Here is a 19,685-nt window from a genome sequence, read left to right as displayed (position 1 = left end):
CGCCGCCAACACCGCACCATCATCCTTCCCCATATTTCGCTGCCCGGCCGCCCCGCCCCGCGATTTTTTTCTGTCGGGGGGTGTCACTCGACCGTCGTCATCTGCGTGCATTTCGGCCGATCCGCCGCGTTCCGTCCCGAGCACCCCCGAACTGCGCCGAACTCCCGCCCAGCAAGGCTGCGCGGCGTTTGTAACCGCTAGTGCAACGTCCGGCGGAACACGCTAATCTCTGCGCGTTTCGTATCCCGCCGCGCGGCGCCCGTCGATACCGCGCGGCCGTTTTACCCCCGGAGTCGCCTTGAGTACGCCAGCCACCGACGACTGGGTCGCGCGCAGCCTGCGCGCGGTCTGGCACCCCTGCACCCAGATGAAGCATCACGAGCGCCTGCCGCTCGTCTCCGTCGCGCGCGGCGCGGGCGTGTGGCTGGTCGACCGTGACGGCCGCCGCTACTTCGACGCGATCAGCTCGTGGTGGGTCAACCTGTTCGGCCATGCGAACCCGGACATCAACGCGGCGCTGAAGGACCAGCTCGACACGCTCGAGCACGCGATGCTCGCCGGCTGCACGCACGAACCGGCGATCGAGCTCGCCGAACGGCTGCACGCGCTGACCGCCCGCACGCTCGGCCACGCGTTCTTCGCGTCGGACGGCGCGTCGGCCGTCGAGATCGCGCTGAAGATGAGCTTCCACGCGTGGCGCAACCGCGGCCGCGCGAACAAGCAGGAATTCGTCTGCGTCGCGAACAGCTATCACGGCGAGACGATCGGTGCGCTCGGCGTGACCGACGTCGCGCTGTTCAAGGATGCGTACGATCCGCTGATCCGCCACGCTCACGTGGTCGCGTCGCCCGATGCGCGCGGCGCGCTGCCGGGCGAGACGGCCGCCGACGTCGCGGGCCGCGCGCTCGCGGACGTGCGGCGCCTGTTCGTCGAACGCGGCGACCGGATCGCCGCGCTGATCGTCGAGCCGCTCGTGCAGTGCGCGGCCGGCATGGCCATGCACGATCCGTCGTACGTGCGCGGGCTGCGCGCACTGTGCGACGAATTCGGCGTGCACCTGATCGCCGACGAGATCGCGGTGGGCTGCGGCCGCACGGGCACCTTCTTCGCGTGCGAACAGGCGGGCGTCTGGCCCGATTTCATGTGCCTGTCGAAAGGAATCAGCGGCGGCTACCTGCCGCTGTCTCTGGTGCTCACGCGCGACGACGTGTTCGCGTCGTTCTACGACGACGACACGACGCGCGGCTTCCTGCACTCGCATTCGTACACGGGCAACCCGCTCGCGTGCCGCGCGGCGCTCGCGACGCTCGACCTGTTCGCGCGCGACGACGTGCTCGCGAGCAACGCCCGCAAATCGGCGACGCTGCGCGCGGCGCTCGCGCCGCTGGGCGCCCATCCGCACGTACGCCACCTGCGCGAGCGCGGCACGCTGTTCGCGTTCGACGTCGCGCTCGACGGCGACGCGGCGCACGGCTTCTCGCGGCGGTTCTTCGAGCGCGCGCTCGAACGTGAACTGCTGCTGCGCCCGATCGGCACGACCGTGTACCTGATGCCGCCGTACGTGATGAGCGACGACGACATCGCGTGGCTCGCGCGGCGCACGCGCGACACGCTCGACGCCACGCTGGAGGATCTCGGCCGATGAGCCTGCTCGACACCCTGCAACGCGGCCTCGCCGACCTCGACGCGCAAGGGCTGCGCCGCGTGCGCCGCATCGCCGACACCGCGTGCGACGCGCGCATGACCGTGAACGGCCGCGAGATCGTCGGCTTCGCGAGCAACGACTACCTCGGCCTCGCCGCGCATCCGGCGCTCGTCGCCGCGTTCGCCGAAGGCGCGCAGCGCTACGGCTCCGGCAGCGGCGGCTCGCACCTGCTCGGCGGCCATTCGCGCGCGCACGCCCGGCTCGAGGACGAACTCGCGGGCTTCGCGGGCGGCTTCTCCGATGCGCCGCGCGCGCTGTACTTCAGCACCGGCTACATGGCGAACCTCGCGGCGATGACCGCGCTCGCCGGCAAGGGCGCGACGATCTTCTCCGACGCGCTGAACCATGCGTCGCTGATCGACGGCATGCGGCTGTCGCGCGCGAACGTGCAGGTCTATCTGCACGCCGATACCGCCGCGCTCGCCGCGCTGCTCGACGCATCGGATGCGGAAACGAAGCTGATCGTCAGCGACACCGTGTTCAGCATGGACGGCGACATTGCACCGCTCGCCGAACTCGTCGCGCTGGCCGAACGCCACGGCGCGTGGCTCGTCGTCGACGACGCGCACGGCTTCGGCGTGCTCGGCCCGCAGGGTCGCGGCGCGCTCGCGGCCGCCGCGCTGCGTTCGCCGCATCTCGTGTACGTCGGCACGCTCGGCAAGGCGGCCGGCGTCGCCGGCGCGTTCGTGATCGCGCACGAAACCGTGATCGAATGGCTGATCCAGCGCGCGCGCAGCTACATCTTCACGACGGCCGCGCCGCCGGCCGTCGCGCACGCGGTATCGGCGAGCCTGAAGGTGATCGCCGGCGACGAAGGCGACGCGCGCCGCGCGCACCTCGCCGCGCTGATCGAACGCACGCGCGCGCTGCTGCGCAACACGCGCTGGCAGCCGGTCGATTCGCACACGGCCGTGCAGCCGCTCGTGATCGGCAGCAACGACGCGACGCTCGCCGCGATGCGCGCGCTCGACGCGCACGGCCTGTGGGTGCCCGCGATCCGGCCGCCGACGGTGCCGGCCGGCACGTCGCGGCTGCGCGTGTCGCTGTCGGCCGCGCATTCGTTCGACGATCTCGCCAGGCTCGAAGCCGCGTTGATCCACGCCAGCGAGGAGGCTGCAGCATGACCGCCCCGCTCTCCGTCTTCGTGACCGGCACCGACACCGAAATCGGCAAGACCTTCGTGTCGGCCGCGATGCTGCACGGCTTCGCGCGGCACGGCCTGCGCGCGGCCGCGCTGAAGCCGGTCGCGGCCGGCGCGTACGAACGCGACGGCGTGTGGCGCAACGAGGACGCCGACCAGCTCGACGCCGCCGCGAACGTCGTGCTGCCGCCCGAGCTGCGCACGCCGTTCCTGCTGAAAGCGCCGGCCGCGCCGCATATCGTCGCCGCGCGCGAAGGCGTGACGCTCGACCTCGACACGATCGTCGCGTGCCATCGCGAAGCGCTGACGCGCGCGGACGTCGTCGTCGTCGAAGGCGTCGGCGGGTTTCGCGTGCCGCTGAACGACACGCAGGACACCGCCGATCTCGCGGTCGCGCTCGGCCTGCCCGTCGTGCTCGTCGTCGGCGTCCGGCTCGGCTGCATCAGCCACGCGCTGCTGACGGCCGATGCGATTCGCCAGCGCGGCCTCACGCTCGCGGGCTGGGTCGCGAACCACGTCGACCCGGCGATGTCGTTCGCCGACGAGAACGTCGCGACGATTGGCGACTGGCTCGCGCGCGAGCACCGCGCGCCGCTGATCGGCCGCATCGCGCACCTGACGCCGGCCGCCCCCGAATCCGCTGCGGCGATGCTCGACATCGCCGCGCTCGTCGAGTCGCTGCGCGCCGCGCGGCCTTGACCCAACCGATCCCCCAATCCCGCCCAGGACAGGAAAAAGAAATGACCCAAGCCCAGACCGCCGCCGTGCAACCCGACGCGATCCCCGTGGCCGCTCCGGCGCCGCAGCGCTGGCGCGTCGCCGACGTCGTCGCGCTGTTCGAGCTGCCGTTCAACGACCTGATGTTCCGCGCGCAGCAGGTGCATCGCGAGCACTTCGACGCGAACGCGGTGCAACTCTCGACGCTGCTGTCGATCAAGACGGGCGGCTGCGAGGAAGATTGCGGCTACTGCTCGCAGTCGTCGCATCACGACACGGGCCTGAAGGCCGAGAAGCTGATGGACGTCGACGCGGTGCTCGACGCCGCGCGCGCGGCGAAGGCGAACGGCGCGAGCCGCTTCTGCATGGGCGCCGCGTGGCGCAACCCGAAGGAGCGCCACATGCCGGCGCTGACCGAGATGGTGCGCGGCGTGAAGGAGCTCGGCCTCGAGACCTGCATGACGCTCGGCATGCTGGAAGACGAGCAGGCCCGGCAGCTCGCCGACGCGGGCCTCGACTACTACAACCACAACCTCGACACGTCGCCGGAGTTCTACGGCCAGGTGATCTCGACGCGCACGTACCAGGACCGCCTCGACACGCTCGACCGCGTGCGCGACGCGGGCATCAACGTGTGCTGCGGCGGCATCATCGGGATGGGCGAGTCGCGCCGCGAACGCGCGGGGCTGATCTCGCAGCTCGCGAATCTGAACCCGTATCCGGAATCGGTGCCGATCAACAACCTCGTCGCGATCGAAGGCACGCCGCTCGAAGGCACCGCGCCGCTCGATCCGTTCGAGTTCGTGCGCACGATCGCGGTCGCGCGCATCACGATGCCGAAGGCCGTCGTGCGCCTGTCGGCCGGCCGCGAGCAGCTCGACGACGCGATGCAGGCGATGTGCTTCCTCGCCGGCGCGAACTCGATGTTCTACGGCGACCAGTTGCTGACGACCAGCAACCCGCAGACGCAGCGCGACCGCGCGCTGTTCGAGCGCCTCGGCATCCGCGCGAGCCAGGCCGACGCGCTGACGGAACACGCGTAAGCGGTAGCGGCCGGCGCGCCGCGCCCGCCAACGAGAAAGCCGGGGCATGCCCCGGCTTTTTTCATCCGATCGTCTGCACCGGGTCGCTCCGCGTGTCTCGAATCGAGAGTGTTCTCGACGAGCCAACGCGCAGCTTCGGCGAGCGCATCACACGTGCGACGCCGCGCCGTCGAGCGCCGCGCGCACGCGCTCGACGCGCTGTCCGTCGACGGGCGCCAGCACCTCGCCGCGCGGCCGCACGCCCGAGCCGAAATGCACCGCGCGCACGCCGGTGGCGCGAACGAAATCGCCGACCGCATCGATCGTGAGCCCCGAACCGGCCAGCACCGTGCAGGTCGTGCCTGCCGCCTGCCGCACGAGCCGCGTGATCGTCGCGGCCGCGTCGAGCACCGACGGATGGCCGCCCGACGTCAGCACGGACGTGACGGCCGGCACGCGCAGCAGCGCATCGAACGCGGCGTTCAGGTCGCGCGCGACGTCGAACGCACGGTGGAACGTGAGCGGGCGCCCGTCCGCGGCGGCCGCGACGCGGGCCAGCGCGCCGAGATCGATGTCGCCGCGCGCGTCGAGCGCGCCGAACACGACGCCGTTCGCGCCGGCCGCGACGGCCGCACGCACGTCGCGCTCGATCGCGCGCATGTCGTCGGCGTCATAGACGAACGAGCGGCTGTGCGGACGCACGATCACGTTGACGGGAATCGGCACGGCGGCCACGACGGCCTCGATCAGGCCGACGCTGGGCGTCAGCCCGCCTTCGGTGATCGCGGTCACGAGTTCGAGGCGGTCGGCGCCCGCGCGGGCGGCGGTCCTTGCATCGCCGACGGTCGTGGCGATCACTTCGAGGAGGACGGAAGAAGCAGCGGGTCGGTTCATGGCGGCTTGCGAATCGTCAGGACAATTCGCGCATCCTAGCCGAGCCGCGTGACGGACGCCAGCGTGCCGGCGGCCGCGTACTTCCGCCGCGTATTTCAGCCGCGCCGCACGCGCCACACGCCGACGCGCGCGGACACCGCCGTCACCGCCGTGGCGGGCACGAACCGGAACGGCGCGGCCGCTCGCCGCGTGCGAGCCGCACCTCGCTACGCGACTTGCGCGTCCTCGTCGATCCAGTCGATGTCGCCGCACAGCACGCGCTGCGCGTCGCCGACGCGCACGGCCACCGACAGCGTCACGCACGGCTGCGCCTCGTTGATCGACAGGTACGGCCGCGTGACCTGCACGCGCCCCGGTTCGGCGATCGCCGAGCGGAAATACGGCCGGCGCAGCCAGTTCGCGCCCTGCGCGTCGGCCAGCGGCGAAAAGCGCGCCTCGGCCAACGCGCGATCGGCGCGCAGCACGACGTTGCGGCCCGACTGCCGGCCGTGCGCATCGAGCAGGAAGCAGCGCGCGGCCGCGTCAAGCGCGAGGAAGTTCCAGCACACCTCGTCGAGCGGCTCGCCGGCCTCGAGGCGCTCGGCGGCCCGTTCGAACGCGCGCAGGTACGGTGCGAGCCGCTGCGCGTCGCGCCGCTCGCGCGCTTCGGTCTGCTGACGATAGCGCTCGGTCAGCTCGCCGATGCAGCCGGTCGCGGTCGCGCTGTCGGGCAGCCCCGGCGCCGGGCGGCCGAAGTAGTAGCCCTGCACGAAATCGGCCTCGCACGACAGCGCGATCTGCGCTTCGTGCTCGGTCTCGATCCCTTCGACGAGCACGAGCTTGCCGGCCTCGTGCAACAGCGTCACGAGCCCGTGCAGGATCGCGGTGAGCCCCGTACGGTGCGCCGCGTGCGACAGCATGATCCGGTCGAGCTTCACGATGTCCGGGTTCAATTGCCAGATCCGCTCGAGATTCGAGTGGCCCGCGCCGAAATCGTCGAGTGCAATCAGGAAGCCGTGCGTGCGGAACTCGCGCACGGCCTCCGCGAGCCGCTCGACGTCGTCCGCGCGCTGTTCGAGCACTTCGAGCACGATGCGCCGCGGCGGCATGCCGAGCCGCTTCAGGTTCGCGAGCAGCGCGGCCGCCTGGAACGGATCGGTGAGCACGCCCGGGTGGACGTTGAGAAACAGCCACTCGCGCTCGGCGCCGAGCAGCGCGAAGTTCTCCAGATGCAGCGCCTGCGCGAGCCGGTCGAGTTGCAGCAGTTCGCCCTGGCGCGCGGCTTCGCCGAACACGTCGAGCGGCGACACGGCGCGGTCGAGCGCATCGTGCGCGCGCAGCAGCGCCTCGTAGCCGACCGCGCGCTGGTGCGACAGGCTGAATATCGGCTGGAACACGGTCGTGAGCGTCAGGTCGCGGTGCTGCGTCGCGAGCCGTTCGAAGCCGGAGCTCATCTCCCGCTCGAACCGGTACGGCGACGCGGCGGCCGGACGCTCCTGTTGCACGATCGTCATGCCTTCCTCCTGGTGGTGCAGTCGAACGCGACGTCCGGCGTCATGGACGACGACCGGGACGGCGCGCGCAATGTCATGGTTGGACCCTCGGTTGCCCGGCACGTGCCGGGCGGCTGCCCACCTTCAAGCAAGCTCCGTGCAAGGCGTGCGGAACCCATGCGCCGCATGGCCGCGCCGCGCCGCCGCACCATCGTGGCGCACCATCCGCGCACCGTTTCCGTGCGCACGCACCGGCCGCTCGAACGCATCCGTTACGTCGGCACGCTACACTCCGTACGATCGTTTCATTCCCCGCATCCGCCGTCTCGATGGAAATCGTCTTCACCGTCCTCATTCTGCTGCTGACCGTCGCGCTGTCCGGCGCCGTCACGCGCATCCTCCCGTTGCAACTGCCGCTGCCGCTGATGCAGATCGCGTTCGGCGCGATGCTCGCGTGGCCGAAGCTGAACCTGCACGTCACGTTCGACCCCGAGATCTTCATGCTGCTGTTCATCCCGCCGCTGCTGTTCGCGGACGGCTGGCGGATTCCGAAGCGCGAGCTTTACCTGCAGCGCCGCGCGATCCTGATGCTCGCGTTCGGGCTCGTGTTCATGACGGTACTCGCGGTCGGCTACTTCGCACACTGGCTGATTCCCGAGTTGCCGCTGCCGATCGCGTTCGCGCTCGCGGCCGTGCTGTCGCCGACCGACGCGGTCGCGCTGTCGGGCATCGCCGGCAAGGGTCGCATTCCACCGCAACTGATGCACATTCTCGAAGGCGAGGCGCTGATGAACGACGCGTCGGGCCTCGTCGCGCTGAAGTTCGCGATCGCGGCCGCGCTGACGGGCGTGTTCTCGCTGCGCGCCGCGTCGGTCACGTTCGTGATCGTCGCGGCCGGCGGGCTCGCGACGGGGGCGATCGTCGCGTGGTTGTTCAGCGCGCTGTCGACGCGCTTCCTGAACGCCGAGCAGGAAGGCGACCCGGCGCCCGGCATCGTGATGACGCTGCTGGTGCCGTTCGCGGCCTACCTGTTCGCCGAGCATCTCGACCTGTCGGGCGTGCTCGCGGCCGTGTCGGCCGGGATGATGATGAACTACACGAGCTTCTCCCGCAAAAGCACCGTCGCGTCGCGCGTGCGTGCCGAAAGCACGTGGGCGATGATCGAGTTCGTGTTCAACGGCATGGTGTTCATCATGCTCGGGCTGCAGTTGCCGCACATCATCGGCCGCGCGCTCGTCGACGCGCACCACACGAGCGACGTGCTGGTCGGCCGCATGATCTTCAACGTGGGCGCGATGATGCTCGCGCTGTACGCGATCCGCTTCCTGTGGGTGTGGCTGCTGCGCTGGTTCGCGAGCCGCCGCGCCGCGCGTCGCGGCCTCGCCGGCACGATGGCCGGCGTGCGCACGATCGCGGTGATGACGGTGGGCGGCGTGCGCGGCGCGGTCACGCTCGCCGGCGTGCTGTCGATCCCGGTCGCGCTGTCCGACGGCGCACCGCTACCGGGCCGCGACACCGCGATCTTCATCGCGTCGTCCGTGATCCTCGGCTCGCTGATCGTCGCGGTGATCGGCCTGCCGCTGCTGCTGCGCGGCGTGCGCTCGTCGCGCAACCCGCTCGGCGACGAGGAGCGCATCGCTCGCTCGGCCGCCGCGCAGGCCGCGATCCGCGCGATCGATTCGTCGCACGATGCCATTTCGGCCGAGCTCGACGAATCGGGCGCGGCCCGCTGCGCCGACATCTCCGCACGCGTGATGGACCAATATCGCCGCCGGCTCGCCGCGCTCGCCGACGACGGCCCCACGCCGCGCGCGGAAGCGAAGCAGGCCGAAACGATGGAATTGCAGATGCGGATCGCGGCCGTGCGCGCGGAACGCTCGGCGCTGTACCGGCTGCGCAGCGACAGCAAGATTTCCGACGAAACGCTGACGAAGCTGCTTCGCGAGATCGATCTGTCGGAAACCGCGCTGTCGACGCGCAAGAAAGGCATTCTTTGAAGGATCGACCGCGGCCCGCGCGCAGCCGCCGACGGGCATAAAAAAACGGCGACGCACCCGCGTCGCCGTTTTCACGTCCGCTCACGCTCGCGTTACTTCGCGACGACGACCGGAATCCCCTTCAGCATCCCCGCGCCCTTCATCTCGTCGAGCGCATGCTGCACGGCCGCGCTCGTCGCCGCGTCGATGCCGAGCTGCAACGCGAGCTCGCGTTCCGCGCGCTTCACGCCGGCCAGATTGCGCACCTTCACGTGGCCGAAGCCGCGCACGCGGGCATGCAGGTCGGCCAGTTGCACGACCTGCGCGGCATTGCCGGGGGTCATCGCGGCGAACGCACGCGTGAGCGTGGTCTCGTAGTCGTCGGCCAGCGCGCGCTCCATCTTCCGCTCGACCGTGCGGCCGAACGGATCGAGCCACGTGCCGCGCAGGCCGCGCACGCGCGCCAGCATGCCGAGCACCGGCCACATCCACTGGCCGAACACGCGCTTCTTCGGCGTGCTGCCGTCGCTGCCGGCCTTCGCGACCGCGGGCGGCGCCAGGTTGAACTTCACGCGGTACGTCTGGCCCGGCACGCCTTCGAACTGCGCTTCGAGCGCCGTGCGGAACGCGTCGTCCGCGTACAGCCGCGCGACTTCGTATTCGTCCTTCACCGCGAGCAGCCGGTAGAACGTCGTCGCGACCGCGCGCGTCAGCGTGTCGTCGCCCTTCGCCTGCGCCGCGTTCACCAGCGCACGGTAGCGCTCGACGTAGCGCGCGCCGCCGTACGCGTCGAGACGCGCTTCGCGATCGGCGATCAGCTCGGCGAGCGTCTCCGGCGCGGCGTGCGCGGCCACCGCATGACGCGCGTTCCACAGCGCGTCGAGGCCCGCCGCATCGCCGGCCGCCATCCGGCCGATCGAGAACGCGAGCTTGTTCATCGGCACCGCGACGTTGTTCAGCTCGATCGCGCGCATCATCGCGGCGAGCGACACCGGCACGAGGCCGAGCTGCCACGCGTAGCCGAGCATCAGGATGTTCGCGCCAATCGAGTCGCCGAGGAACTTCGCGGCGAGCGCCTGCGCGTCGCAGCTCGACAGGTAGCCGTCGCCGGCCGCGTGATGCATCTTCTCGAGCAGCGCGTCCGCATGCAGGTTCGCGTCGGGGTTCTGCACGAACGATGCATTCGGGATCCGGTGCGTGTTGACGACGATCCGCGTGCGCGCGTGGCGCACCGTCTGCAGCGCCTCCGCGCTCGCCCCGACGACCATGTCGCACGCGAGCAGCACGTCGGCCTGCTGCGTGTCGATGCGCACCTGGTTCAGCCAGCGGTCGCTCGACGCGATCCGCACGAACGACAGCACCGAGCCGCCCTTCTGCGCGAAGCCCATGAAGTCGAGCACCGATGCGCTCTTGCCTTCGAGGTGCGCGGCCATGCTGATCAGCGCGCCGACCGTCACGACGCCGGTGCCGCCGACGCCCGTCACGAGCATGTCGAACGGCGCCGCGTCGAGGTGCGTCGCCGGCACCGGCAGCGCGTCGACGCGCGCGGCGAGCGCCGCTTCGTCGAACGCGGCGCCGGCCGCCTTCTTCAGCGCCGCGCCCTCGACCGTCACGAAACTCGGGCAGAAACCGTTCACGCACGAATAGTCCTTGTTGCACGACGACTGGTCGATGCGGCGCTTGCGGCCGAGCGGTGTCTCGAGCGGCTCGACCGACAGGCAGTTCGACTGCACGCCGCAGTCGCCGCAGCCTTCGCACACCGCGTCGTTGATGAACAGACGCTTGTCCGGGTCGGGGAATTCGCCTTTCTTGCGGCGGCGGCGCTTCTCGGCCGCGCAGGTCTGGTCGTAGATCAGCACGGTGACGCCCGGCGTCTCGCGCAATTCGCGCTGCACCGTATCGAGTTCGCTGCGGTGATGGAACGTCGTGCCGGTCGGGAACTGCCCGTGATGGCCGTCGTACTTCTCCGGCTCGTCGGACACGACGACGAAGCGCGACACGCCTTCGGCCTCGACCTGCCGCGCGATCTGCGGCACCGAGATGCTGCCGTCGACCGGCTGGCCGCCCGTCATCGCGACCGCGTCGTTGTAGAGGATCTTGTACGTGATGTTCGCTTTCGCGGCGACCGCCTGGCGGATCGCGAGGATGCCCGAGTGGAAGTAGGTGCCGTCGCCGAGGTTCTGGAACACGTGCTTCGTGTGGGTGAACATCGCGTGCGCGGCCCAGTCGACGCCCTCGCCGCCCATCTGGATCAGGCCGGTGGTATCGCGCTCCATCCACGACGCCATGAAGTGGCAGCCGATGCCGGCCTGCGCGATCGAACCTTCGGGCACCTTCGTCGACGTATTGTGAGGGCAGCCCGAGCAGAAGTACGGCGTGCGCTTCACCGCGTCGGCCTCGTTCGACAGGATCCGCGGCGCGACGAGATCGACGACGCGCTCGCGGCGGTCGAGCGCCGGCTTGTGCCGCGCGAGCCAGTCGGCGAACACCGGCAGGATGCGCGACGGACGCAGTTCGCCGAGTTCGGACAGCAGGCACGCGCCGGCCGCGTCGTGCTTGCCGAGCACGCGCGGGCGCGCGCCTTCGGTGCGGTTGTACAGGTGATCCTTGATCTGCTGCTCGATGACCGGGCCCTTCTCCTCGATCACCAGCACTTCGGCGAGCCCGTCGACGAAGGTCTCGATGCGCGTCATTTCGAGCGGATACGACAGGCCGACCTTGTAGATCCGCACGCCGGCCGCGTCGAGATCGGCCACCGTCAGGTCGAGCCGGCGCAGCGCTTCCATCAGGTCGAGGTGCGCCTTGCCGCAGGTGACGATGCCGACGTTCGCGTGCGTGCTCGGCGCGATCCACTTGTCGATGCTGTTGGCGCGCGCGAAATGGCGGACCGCGTCGAGCTTCGCCGCGAGACGCGCCTCGATCGTCAGGCTCGGCAGGTCGGGCCAGCGGTTGTGCAGGCCGCCTGCCGGCGGCGTGAAGCCTTCCGGCGCCGGCCAGCGCGTCTGCAACGCATCGAGGTCGACGGTGGAGCCCGACTCGACCGTTTCCGAAATCGCCTTGAAGCCGACCCATGCGCCCGAATAGCGCGACAGCGCCCAGCCGTACAGGCCGAATTCGAGCATGTCGGCGATGTTCGACGGGTTCACGACCGGCATGTGCCACGCCATCATCGCGAAATCGCTCTGGTGCGGCATCGACGACGACACGCAGCCATGGTCGTCGCCCGCGACGACCAGCACGCCGCCGTGCGGCGACGAACCGTATGCGTTGCCGTGCTTGAGCGCGTCGCCCGCGCGATCGACGCCCGGCCCCTTGCCGTACCACATCGCATACACGCCGTCGACCGTGCGCTCGGGGTCGGCCTCGACCCGCTGCGTGCCGAGCACGGCCGTGCCGCCGAGTTCCTCGTTGATCGCCGGCAGGAAGCGCACGCCGCTGGCGTCGAGCAGTTTCTTCGCCTTCCACAACTGCTGGTCGACCATGCCGAGCGGCGAGCCGCGATAGCCGCTGACGAAGCCGGCCGTGTCGAGGCCCTGCTCGGTGTCGACCGTGCGCTGCATCAACAGCAGGCGGATTAGCGCCTGCGTGCCGGTCAGGAAGATCCGGCCGCGCGTCGCGGTCAGGTTGTCGGTCAGGCGGTAGTCGGACAGGGCAGGCGTGCCGTCGACGGGCAGGCGGGCGGTCATGGGGGGAAGTCTCCGGATGGTGCTGTTCTGGGCCGTGCGCGGCGGGGCGCCGGGTGACGCATGAGTGCGGCAGCGAATGGCTCTATTTTTTCGCGCGCGGCCGAGAATGTTTTTCCTCATCTTGCTCGGACCGGTGCGCGGCGAGAAAAACCGCGCAGGTTTTTGCCGGGATTTGAGAGAGTTTTCGCGCTGGGGGGCGGGTGGCGGTCGGGGGTTGGGCGGGATGGGGGAGCGCTTGCGTCGACATCGCGGGTGACGAGCGGGACGCCCGCCGCAGGCCCGGCGGCGCTCGCTCGGGGCCCGTGCGACAAGGGTTTGGGCCGGGAAACGACGGCGCGCTCACCGATGGGATGCACAGCGTTTGGAGTGAGTGAGGGCGCGAGATGTCCACAATGCCGGGACTGTCGGTCGAGCGGGTGATCGCGCTCACCGTTCGACCGCACAGGGTTTCGAGTCGCGTCGGGCGCCGGATGTCCACACCTCGATCTGTCCGCCGCTCATGCGGAGGGCGACGCTCACCGTCGAAATCCACAGCGCGACGAGTCGATGCCGCCGGGAGATATCCACACCGCCGGATGCCTGCGTCGCCGCCGCGACGTTGGTGCTCAGCTTCCGGGTCCACAGGGGCGTGAGTCGATTCGGCGGCAGGATATCCACATGTCCGCCCCTTCGTGCGTGCCTCGTGCGTGCCGTTGGGTAGTCGAACGAGAGGTCGGTACGGGTGTGGATATCACCCACCCGCAGACACTCGAAGCCCTGTGAATTTCGACGGTGAGTGATGGCACGCGCCCGAACGACGGTGCCGATTCGGGGGCGGGCAGCCCGATCCGCGACGACTCCAAACGCCGTGAATCCCAATGGTGAGCATCGATAGCGCTCGAACAAGGGTGCCGACTCAGGCGTGGACCGCCCGCTCCACGACGACTCCAAACACTGTGAATTTCAACGGTGAGCGACGGCGCGCGTTCGAACAAGGGGGGCCAATTCGAGCGTGGATTGCCCGATCCGCGACGACTCTAAACACTGTGAATTTCAACGGTGAGCAACGGCGCGCGTTCGAACAAGGGGGCCAATTCGGGCGTGGATTGCCCGCTCCACGACGACTCCAAACACTGTGAATTTCAACGGTGAGCGACGGCGCGCGTTCGAACAAGGGGGCCAATTCGGGCGCGGATTGCCCGATCCGCGACGACTCTGAACACTGTGAATTTCAACGGTGAGCAACGGCACGCGCTCGAACAAGGGTACCCATTCGGATGTGGACAGATCGCCCCGAGACAACCCTGAACACTGTGAATTCCGGTGGTGAGTGACGGCAAGCGATTAGACGAGTGCGCCGACCCGGGTGCGAATCGCTCGACCCTGCGACGACACCGAACACTGTGAGTTCCAGCGGTGAGCGAGGCGCGACGATCCAACCAGGGTGCCGATCCGAGTGTGGACAACCGCGCCCGAGGCCAGTCGAGACGCTGTGAAATTCAACGGTGAGCATGGGCGTCCGGTCGCACGAAGGCGGCGCCTCGGCGCGAACAGCCGCCCCCCCCCCCGCCCACGCTGCGCTCCGTGGACCGGGATCCGCGCAGACGCGGCCGCGCCGCATGCACGCGCCCCCTCACCGCTGAAATACACAGCAGGTCGACTGGCTTCGGCGACCGGCTATCCGCATCGGTGCACGAACTCGAACGGAACGCGCGATCGCATGTACGGTTAGAATGCGCAACCGCTCGAAGCGGTGCCGAAGATCACGAACGGACACGCCATTCGGTCGCCCCTCCGACGCTCACCATTGAAATACACAGCGCTGCGACTGAATTTGGCCACGAGATATCCACACCGCGATACGCATCCAGATCTATCGCCGACCCGCGCGTGCCGTTAGAATGCGCGGCGTCCCCGCATTCCCGCGCGACGCGCGCTCGACGCCCGGAAATCCGCACCAGGCAAGCCTCACCCGCAATCGGTCGCCGACACTCACCCTTCAAAAGCACAGCATTTTTCGTCGTTCAGGGCGCGGTTGTCCACACCCTGCATCGCGCTCACCGATGGAAAGCACAGCGTGGCGAGTGATTCGGGGCCGGGATATCCACAACCGACGCCGCGCAGGAATGTGCGGCCAGCGCATCGGCAACGTCGGCTCATGCGTCTGCCCTCGATCGGTGTCGAATGCCGGGAAGTCCCGCCAATGCTGGCTCCAGCCATACACTCACCGTTCGCATCCACAGCGTTCAGAGTGGTCGGCGGGCCGGTTGTCCACATTCACCTCCCCGCTGAAGAGGCCGTCAGCCATCGTCACTCGGTAATCGATCGAATGATCTGCGCCGGATTTCCACCGACCAGCGTATCCGGCGGAACCTCCCGCGTCACGACCGAACCCGCGCCGACCACGGCGTTCGCGCCGACCGTCGCGCCGCCGCCGATCGTCGCACCGGTCCGTTCGCATGTCGTCCGGCCGTGCTGGCCGGCGTAAGCTTCGGCGCTACTTCGACGGCAAGTCGGATACGGCGTTGCGCAGTTGCTCAACGCGTGCGCCGTTGAGTGCCGCGACACAGGCCAAGCGCCCCATCTCGTGGGCGTTACCCGCTCCACCGCCGCTCAGCGAAGCGGAGAATTCACATTGAGCCGCGCGATACTTTGCGAATTCCTTGTTCGATGCCGCCAAAGCCAGATAGACGCCAGAAAAAGGTCGCAAAAGGTCAACAGCCGTTTATCCGGTAGCGGTACCCAAGCGGCGGCGCGCGCTCCCTGCCTCGAACCGGCGATGGCCGAGAAATTCGCCGGCGCGTCGGGCAACCCCGTCGCGTTCGGTTGGGGGCAGCATCGCACGCGTGCAGCGCGCTTGCTGCACGCTCGACGTGCAACGGGGCGGCGCCCGGCCAACGTCGATCACGCCTGTGCGCCCGGCCCCGGCGCACCCGCGTCGATCACCACGCCCGGCGAACCGCGCTCGTCGGTATCGGCGTCGATCGGCACGACGTCGTGAAAATGCGTGTAATCGATGTGCGTGATGCCGTCCTGGTCGTGCATCAGGTCGACGTAGCGGTGATGCCAGCGGATGTCGCCATGCACCCACACATGGCGCGCCTGCATGACCTGGGCGGTCGTCTCGTCCGATCCCTCGATCGTGATCAGCAATTGCGCGTCGCGCGCGGCGAGCGACTCGGGCGTCTCGCCGAACAGCGCGCTCGACTCGTCGATCACGTGCATCAGGTTCCAGCCGAGCAGGAAGATCGGATGCTCATTGCGCACGAGCGGCAGGTCGTGAATCTTGCGCAGCGAGTAGCCCTCGTGCGTGCCTTCGACGCGCATCAGCCGCAGTTTCGCCTGCGCCTCGGCAATCACGTTCTGGCGGGCATTCGCGGCGCGCACCATCAGCGTCATCCGGCCGTTCAGCGGCCGCACGATCGCGTGGCGCGCGAACAGGATCTTCGCTTGCGGCCGAGAAAACCGCGCGAACACGAGCCCCGTGGCCAGCGCGATGCTCGACATCCCGACGAAGATCTCGAACGTCGCGACGAGGTGCGCATAAACGGTCTGCGGATGCATGTCGCCGTAGCCGACGGTCGCGAGCGTCTCGACGCTGAAGAAGAACGCGCCGCCGAAGCCGGCCGGCGACTGGTTCGCGATCGGCGCCTGGCCGAGCAGGTAGAGCGCCGCGAAGCCGCTGTTGAGCAGCAGGAACAGCACCGCGAGCGACAGGAAGAACACGGGCCAGCTCACCGTCAGCGCGCGGTGATAGAAGTCGCGCCAGCCGAGCGGCGGCATCCCGTACGCGATCACCGGGCGGGTGCCCGACCAGATCTTGCGGCCACGGCCGCGGGAGGCTGGGGAGGACGAATCGACGTTCATCGCGCGGCGCCGGTTGCAGGAAGGCGATGAGCGTAGCACGCGCGGCGGCGGCCGGGAATGCGGACCGGTTCGGCACGGCAATCCGCCGCGCCGCCATAAAAAAACCGGCCGCCCATGCGGCCGGCTGCGTCGTCATGCGAGCCCGCGCGTGGCGCGCGCCGCGCTCACTTGCGGTCGACGATTACCTGGTCGAACGTGCCGCCGTCGGCGAAATGGGTCTTCTGCGCGTTCGCCCAGCTGCCGAAAACCTGCTCGACGCTGAACGTCTTCAGCGCCTTGAACTCGGCCGCGTGCTTCTTCAGCACGGTCGCGTCGCGCGGGCGCAGATGATGCTGCGCGATGATCTCCTGCGCTTGCGGCGTGTACAGGTAGTCGAGATACGCCTGCGCGACCTTGCGCGTGCCCTTCTTGTCGACCACCTTGTCGACGACGGCGACGGGCGGCTCCGCGAGGATGCTCGCCGACGGATACACGGCGTCGAACTGCGCGCCCGACGCGCCCGTGTCCATCAGCGCGACCTCGTTCTCGAACGTGACGAGCACGTCGCCGATGCCGCGCTGCGTGAACGTCGTCGTCGCGCCGCGGCCGCCCGAATCGAGCACCGGCACGTTGCGGAAGATCGCCTTCTCGAAGTCGAGCGCCTGCTGGTCGGTCGCGCCCTTCTGCTTCTGGAAGCCCCACGCGGCGAGATACGCGTAGCGGCCGTTGCCCGACGTCTTCGGGTTCGCGATGATCACCTGCACGCCCGGCTTCGCGAGATCGCTCCAGTCCTTGATCGCCTTCGGGTTGCCCTTGCGCACGAGGAACACCATCGTCGTCGAGTACGGCGAGCTGTTGTCCGGGAAGCGCGCGCGCCAATCCTTCGGCAGCAGTTGGCCGCGCTCGGCGAGCAGGTCGATGTCATTCGGCTGGTTCATCGTCACGACGTCGGCCTGCAGCCCTTGCAGCACCGACAGCGCCTGCGCGCTCGACGCGCCGTGCGACTGCTTGATCGTGACCGTCTCGCCCGTCTTCTGCTTGTAGGCGGCGGCAAAGCTCGCGTTGATGTCCTTGTACAGCTCGCGCGTCACGTCGTACGACACGTTCAGGATCGACGTGTCCGCGTGCGCGGCGGTCGCCGCCACGACCAGCGCCGCCGTCGCGCCCGTGTGCAGCCAGCGGCCGATCCCCTTGATGCTTGCCATCGTGATATGCCCCGTTTCCAGTGGTGGTGAATATGCGTGACCGTACGCGTACGTGCTGTCATCGAAACGTAAGCGGGCATTCTAGCGGCCGGCCGCAGCGCGCCTTCCAATCAGTCGTGGAAAGCAAATCTCGAATTCTGCTAAACGGCGGCCGCGGCTCGCGCGCGCCGCCGCTCCGGTGTTAAGATCGCCGCTCAGCCCATTCACGGTTCATCCATGTCCGCTACCCTGCGCTCGCCCTCGATCCTCGCCGCCGTCGCGGCAGGTGCGCGCGCGGCCGGGCTGAAACTGAAAAAACGACTCCTCGACTGACGGGGACGTCGCGTCCCGTCAGGCGAATGCCGGACGGGATGCCCGCAGGTCGTTTCTTTCTCCTTGCATGCACGCCTCGCTCCGGCACGCCGCCGGCGGAACGGTTCCTTCCCACTCCGTTTCCACCATGAGGCTTTGCATGAACACACGTTTCGAAGGTATCTGGCTGCCGATCATCACGCCGTTCCACCGCGGCGAGGTCGACCATGCGGCGCTCGCGCGGCTCGCGCGCCACTATGCGGCCGCCGGCATCGCGGGTTTCGTCGCGGGTGCGACGACCGGTGAAGGCGTACTGCTCGACGCGCGCGAACAGGACGCGGTGTTCGCGACGCTGCGCGACGCGGCGCCCGGGCTGCCGATCGTCGTCGGGCTGACCGCGAGCGCGACGCACTTCGCGGCCGCCCGCGCGCGCGAATTCGCGGCGCTGCGCCCCGACGGGCTGCTCGTCACGCCGCCCGTCTACGTGCGGCCGACGCAGGACGGCGTCCGCCGCCATGTCGAAGCGATCGTCGACGCGGCCGACCTGCCGGTGCTCGTCTACAACATCCCGTACCGCACGGGCGTGAACGTCGAACTGGACACGCTGCAGGCGCTCGCGCGCGACTCGCGCGTCGCCGGCATCAAGGAATGCGGCGGCACGCTCGACCGGATGAGCCGGCTCGTGCACGACACGCCGCTCGCGATCCTGTCCGGCGACGACAACCAGAACTTCGCGGCGATGTGCGCGGGCGCGCACGGCGCGATCGCGAGCAGCGCGCACGTGCTGCCCGAATGGCACGTGCGGATTCACGCGTGGCTGCGCGACGGGCGGCTCGCCGACGCGCGGCGCCTGGCGGTCGCGCTGCAGCCGCTCGTCGCGGCGCTGTTCGCGGAACCGAACCCGGCGCCGGTGAAGGCCGTGCTCGCCGCGCAAGGATGGTGCGAGGACGGGTTGCGGCTGCCGTTCGTGCCGGCCAGCGAGGGATTGCGGGCGCGACTGGCAGCCATTTCCGCGGAACTGCATGAAATCGAGCCGGACATCGCCGTCGCATGAACCGCAACGCTACGTGACGTGCAGGCGACCGATGGATCGCGCACCGACAGATTGCTTCAAACTGTCAAAACGAGAGACAGGTCATACCGTGCAAGATGAGCGTCGGCCGTCACGAGCTGAAGCGGCTCGAGCCGCGCCTGGGCAACCAGCAAACGATCGAAGGGATCACGATGGTGATGCGGCAAATCGCGGACCGCGGCCCCATGCGCCGCCCGAACCGGCAGTTCGCGGATCCCGCTCGGCCCGATCGCCCGCATCAGCTCGCCGACGTCGATATCGAGCTTGCCCAGTCCGGCCTTGATGGCAGCCTCCCAGATACTTGCGCTGCGACGAAACGCTCGTCGGCGGCCGAGATCACGCTGCGCGCTCGGGCGCTGAGCTTGGGGTCATTCGTCACGATCCACAAAAATATGTGCGTATCGAGCAACAGCCGCATCAGCGCCCTTCGAATGCATCCAGCAAGTCATCGGGCAGCGGGGCATCGAAGTCGTCCGCGATCCACGCCTGCCCTTGCAGGACACCGAACCGAACGGGCGGATTGACGGGCACGGGGCAATCGGCTGACGGCCCGCCGTCGCGGATCGAGGCTTCCGCCCGTTGCGCCGGATCGACCGCGCTGGCGCCCGGTGTATTTGCGTTTTGCATGATGACCTCCGTTTCAAGTGATCATCACTGTAGTCAGGTTTGCCCGATCGAT

At 69.1% G+C, this 19,685-nt stretch carries 14 protein-coding genes and 2 pseudogenes; 6 read left to right on the top strand and 10 right to left on the bottom strand.

Annotation, left to right across the window (positions count from 1 at the left end; genetic code table 11):
* Positions 1-298 precede the first annotated feature (298 nt).
* The 4 genes from bioA to bioB are packed head-to-tail and all read left to right on the top strand — an operon-like array spanning position 299 to position 4,606.
* Entirely contained in the window at positions 299-1,645 is a 1,347-nt protein-coding gene (gene bioA / locus LGN10_RS29805; protein WP_226225927.1) for an adenosylmethionine--8-amino-7-oxononanoate transaminase, read from the top strand.
* Positions 1,642-2,829, top strand: coding sequence for an 8-amino-7-oxononanoate synthase (bioF, locus tag LGN10_RS29800; RefSeq protein ID WP_226225926.1), 1,188 nt, complete (start codon positions 1,642-1,644; stop codon positions 2,827-2,829). Before bioA ends, bioF begins: the two co-directional genes overlap by 4 nt.
* Positions 2,826-3,545 carry a dethiobiotin synthase gene (bioD, locus tag LGN10_RS29795; RefSeq protein ID WP_059585402.1) on the top strand — a complete coding sequence of 240 codons (720 nt, stop codon included), beginning with the start codon at positions 2,826-2,828 and terminating at the stop codon, positions 3,543-3,545. Before bioF ends, bioD begins: the two co-directional genes overlap by 4 nt.
* A 41-nt stretch (positions 3,546-3,586) precedes the next feature.
* Positions 3,587-4,606 (top strand): biotin synthase BioB, encoded by a 1,020-nt coding sequence (bioB, locus tag LGN10_RS29790; protein WP_059641321.1) that lies wholly within the window; start codon positions 3,587-3,589, stop codon positions 4,604-4,606.
* 147 nt (positions 4,607-4,753) lie between these two features.
* Here the strand turns inward: bioB and LGN10_RS29785 are convergent, their stop codons facing one another.
* Both LGN10_RS29785 and LGN10_RS29780 read right to left on the bottom strand, forming a co-directional pair.
* A complete protein-coding gene (locus LGN10_RS29785) occupies positions 4,754-5,479 on the bottom strand; it encodes a copper homeostasis protein CutC (protein WP_059608800.1) in 726 nt (241 codons plus the stop codon).
* Positions 5,480-5,685: 206 nt separating this feature from the next.
* Complete coding sequence (locus tag LGN10_RS29780; protein WP_059585406.1) at positions 5,686-6,972, bottom strand: EAL domain-containing protein; 1,287 nt, start codon at positions 6,970-6,972, stop codon at positions 5,686-5,688.
* A gap of 308 nt (positions 6,973-7,280) precedes the next feature.
* On the opposite strand from LGN10_RS29780, the gene LGN10_RS29775 reads away from it, so the two are divergent.
* Positions 7,281-8,948 carry a Na+/H+ antiporter gene (locus LGN10_RS29775; RefSeq protein ID WP_060010340.1) on the top strand — a complete coding sequence of 556 codons (1,668 nt, stop codon included), beginning with the start codon at positions 7,281-7,283 and terminating at the stop codon, positions 8,946-8,948.
* Between the two features lie 92 nt (positions 8,949-9,040).
* Here LGN10_RS29775 and LGN10_RS29770 read toward each other — a convergent pair whose 3' ends face one another.
* The 6 genes and pseudogenes from LGN10_RS29770 to LGN10_RS29740 form a co-directional block, all read right to left on the bottom strand.
* Positions 9,041-12,613: an indolepyruvate ferredoxin oxidoreductase family protein gene (locus LGN10_RS29770; RefSeq protein ID WP_226225925.1), complete on the bottom strand. Its 3,573-nt coding sequence runs from the start codon at positions 12,611-12,613 to the stop codon at positions 9,041-9,043.
* A 426-nt stretch (positions 12,614-13,039) separates the two neighbouring features.
* On the bottom strand, positions 13,040-13,270 hold the full coding sequence (locus LGN10_RS29765; protein WP_226225924.1) for a hypothetical protein: 231 nt from the start codon (positions 13,268-13,270) through the stop codon (positions 13,040-13,042).
* 1,632 nt (positions 13,271-14,902) lie between these two features.
* A pseudogene (locus LGN10_RS29760) lies at positions 14,903-15,040 on the bottom strand (acyltransferase); the annotation flags it as partial.
* 49 nt (positions 15,041-15,089) lie between these two features.
* A complete protein-coding gene (locus LGN10_RS29755; protein ID WP_226225923.1) occupies positions 15,090-15,272 on the bottom strand; it encodes a lysozyme inhibitor LprI family protein in 183 nt (60 codons plus the stop codon).
* Positions 15,273-15,496: 224 nt separating this feature from the next.
* Entirely contained in the window at positions 15,497-16,459 is a 963-nt protein-coding gene (locus LGN10_RS29745; RefSeq protein WP_226225921.1) for an ion channel, read from the bottom strand.
* A 164-nt stretch (positions 16,460-16,623) separates the two neighbouring features.
* Positions 16,624-17,643, bottom strand: coding sequence for a sulfate ABC transporter substrate-binding protein (locus LGN10_RS29740; protein ID WP_060010345.1), 1,020 nt, complete (start codon positions 17,641-17,643; stop codon positions 16,624-16,626).
* A 451-nt stretch (positions 17,644-18,094) separates the two neighbouring features.
* Between LGN10_RS29740 and dapA the strand changes: the two genes are divergently transcribed.
* Positions 18,095-18,988, top strand: coding sequence for a 4-hydroxy-tetrahydrodipicolinate synthase (gene dapA, locus LGN10_RS29735; protein WP_226225920.1), 894 nt, complete (start codon positions 18,095-18,097; stop codon positions 18,986-18,988).
* Between the two features lie 56 nt (positions 18,989-19,044).
* On the opposite strand, the pseudogene LGN10_RS29730 reads toward dapA, so the two are convergent.
* Positions 19,045-19,424: pseudogene (locus LGN10_RS29730) on the bottom strand (type II toxin-antitoxin system VapC family toxin).
* Positions 19,424-19,633 (bottom strand): hypothetical protein, encoded by a 210-nt coding sequence (locus tag LGN10_RS29725; RefSeq protein WP_226225918.1) that lies wholly within the window; start codon positions 19,631-19,633, stop codon positions 19,424-19,426. The pseudogene LGN10_RS29730 and the gene LGN10_RS29725 overlap by 1 nt, the downstream one beginning before the upstream one ends.
* Between the last annotated feature and the right edge of the window lie 52 nt (positions 19,634-19,685).

The organism is Burkholderia sp. AU32262, from assembly GCF_020419985.1.
Classification (GTDB): Bacteria; Pseudomonadota; Gammaproteobacteria; order Burkholderiales; family Burkholderiaceae; genus Burkholderia; species Burkholderia semiarida.
This window is presented reverse-complemented; position numbering and strand designations above follow the sequence as displayed.

Bases quoted from the DNA above. Each gene is read 5' to 3' on its own strand.
- bioF (WP_226225926.1), top strand. From the start codon at position 1,642: ATGAGCCTGCTCGACACCCTGCAACGCGGCCTCGCCGACCTCGACGCG.
- bioD (WP_059585402.1), top strand. From the start codon at position 2,826: ATGACCGCCCCGCTCTCCGTCTTCGTGACCGGCACCGACACCGAAATC.
- bioB (WP_059641321.1), top strand. From the start codon at position 3,587: ATGACCCAAGCCCAGACCGCCGCCGTGCAACCCGACGCGATCCCCGTG.
- LGN10_RS29785 (WP_059608800.1), bottom strand. From the start codon at position 5,479: ATGAACCGACCCGCTGCTTCTTCCGTCCTCCTCGAAGTGATCGCCACG.
- LGN10_RS29780 (WP_059585406.1), bottom strand. From the start codon at position 6,972: ATGACGATCGTGCAACAGGAGCGTCCGGCCGCCGCGTCGCCGTACCGG.
- LGN10_RS29775 (WP_060010340.1), top strand. From the start codon at position 7,281: ATGGAAATCGTCTTCACCGTCCTCATTCTGCTGCTGACCGTCGCGCTG.
- LGN10_RS29770 (WP_226225925.1), bottom strand. From the start codon at position 12,613: ATGACCGCCCGCCTGCCCGTCGACGGCACGCCTGCCCTGTCCGACTAC.
- LGN10_RS29745 (WP_226225921.1), bottom strand. From the start codon at position 16,459: ATGAACGTCGATTCGTCCTCCCCAGCCTCCCGCGGCCGTGGCCGCAAG.
- LGN10_RS29740 (WP_060010345.1), bottom strand. From the start codon at position 17,643: ATGGCAAGCATCAAGGGGATCGGCCGCTGGCTGCACACGGGCGCGACG.
- dapA (WP_226225920.1), top strand. From the start codon at position 18,095: ATGAACACACGTTTCGAAGGTATCTGGCTGCCGATCATCACGCCGTTC.
- LGN10_RS29725 (WP_226225918.1), bottom strand. From the start codon at position 19,633: ATGCAAAACGCAAATACACCGGGCGCCAGCGCGGTCGATCCGGCGCAA.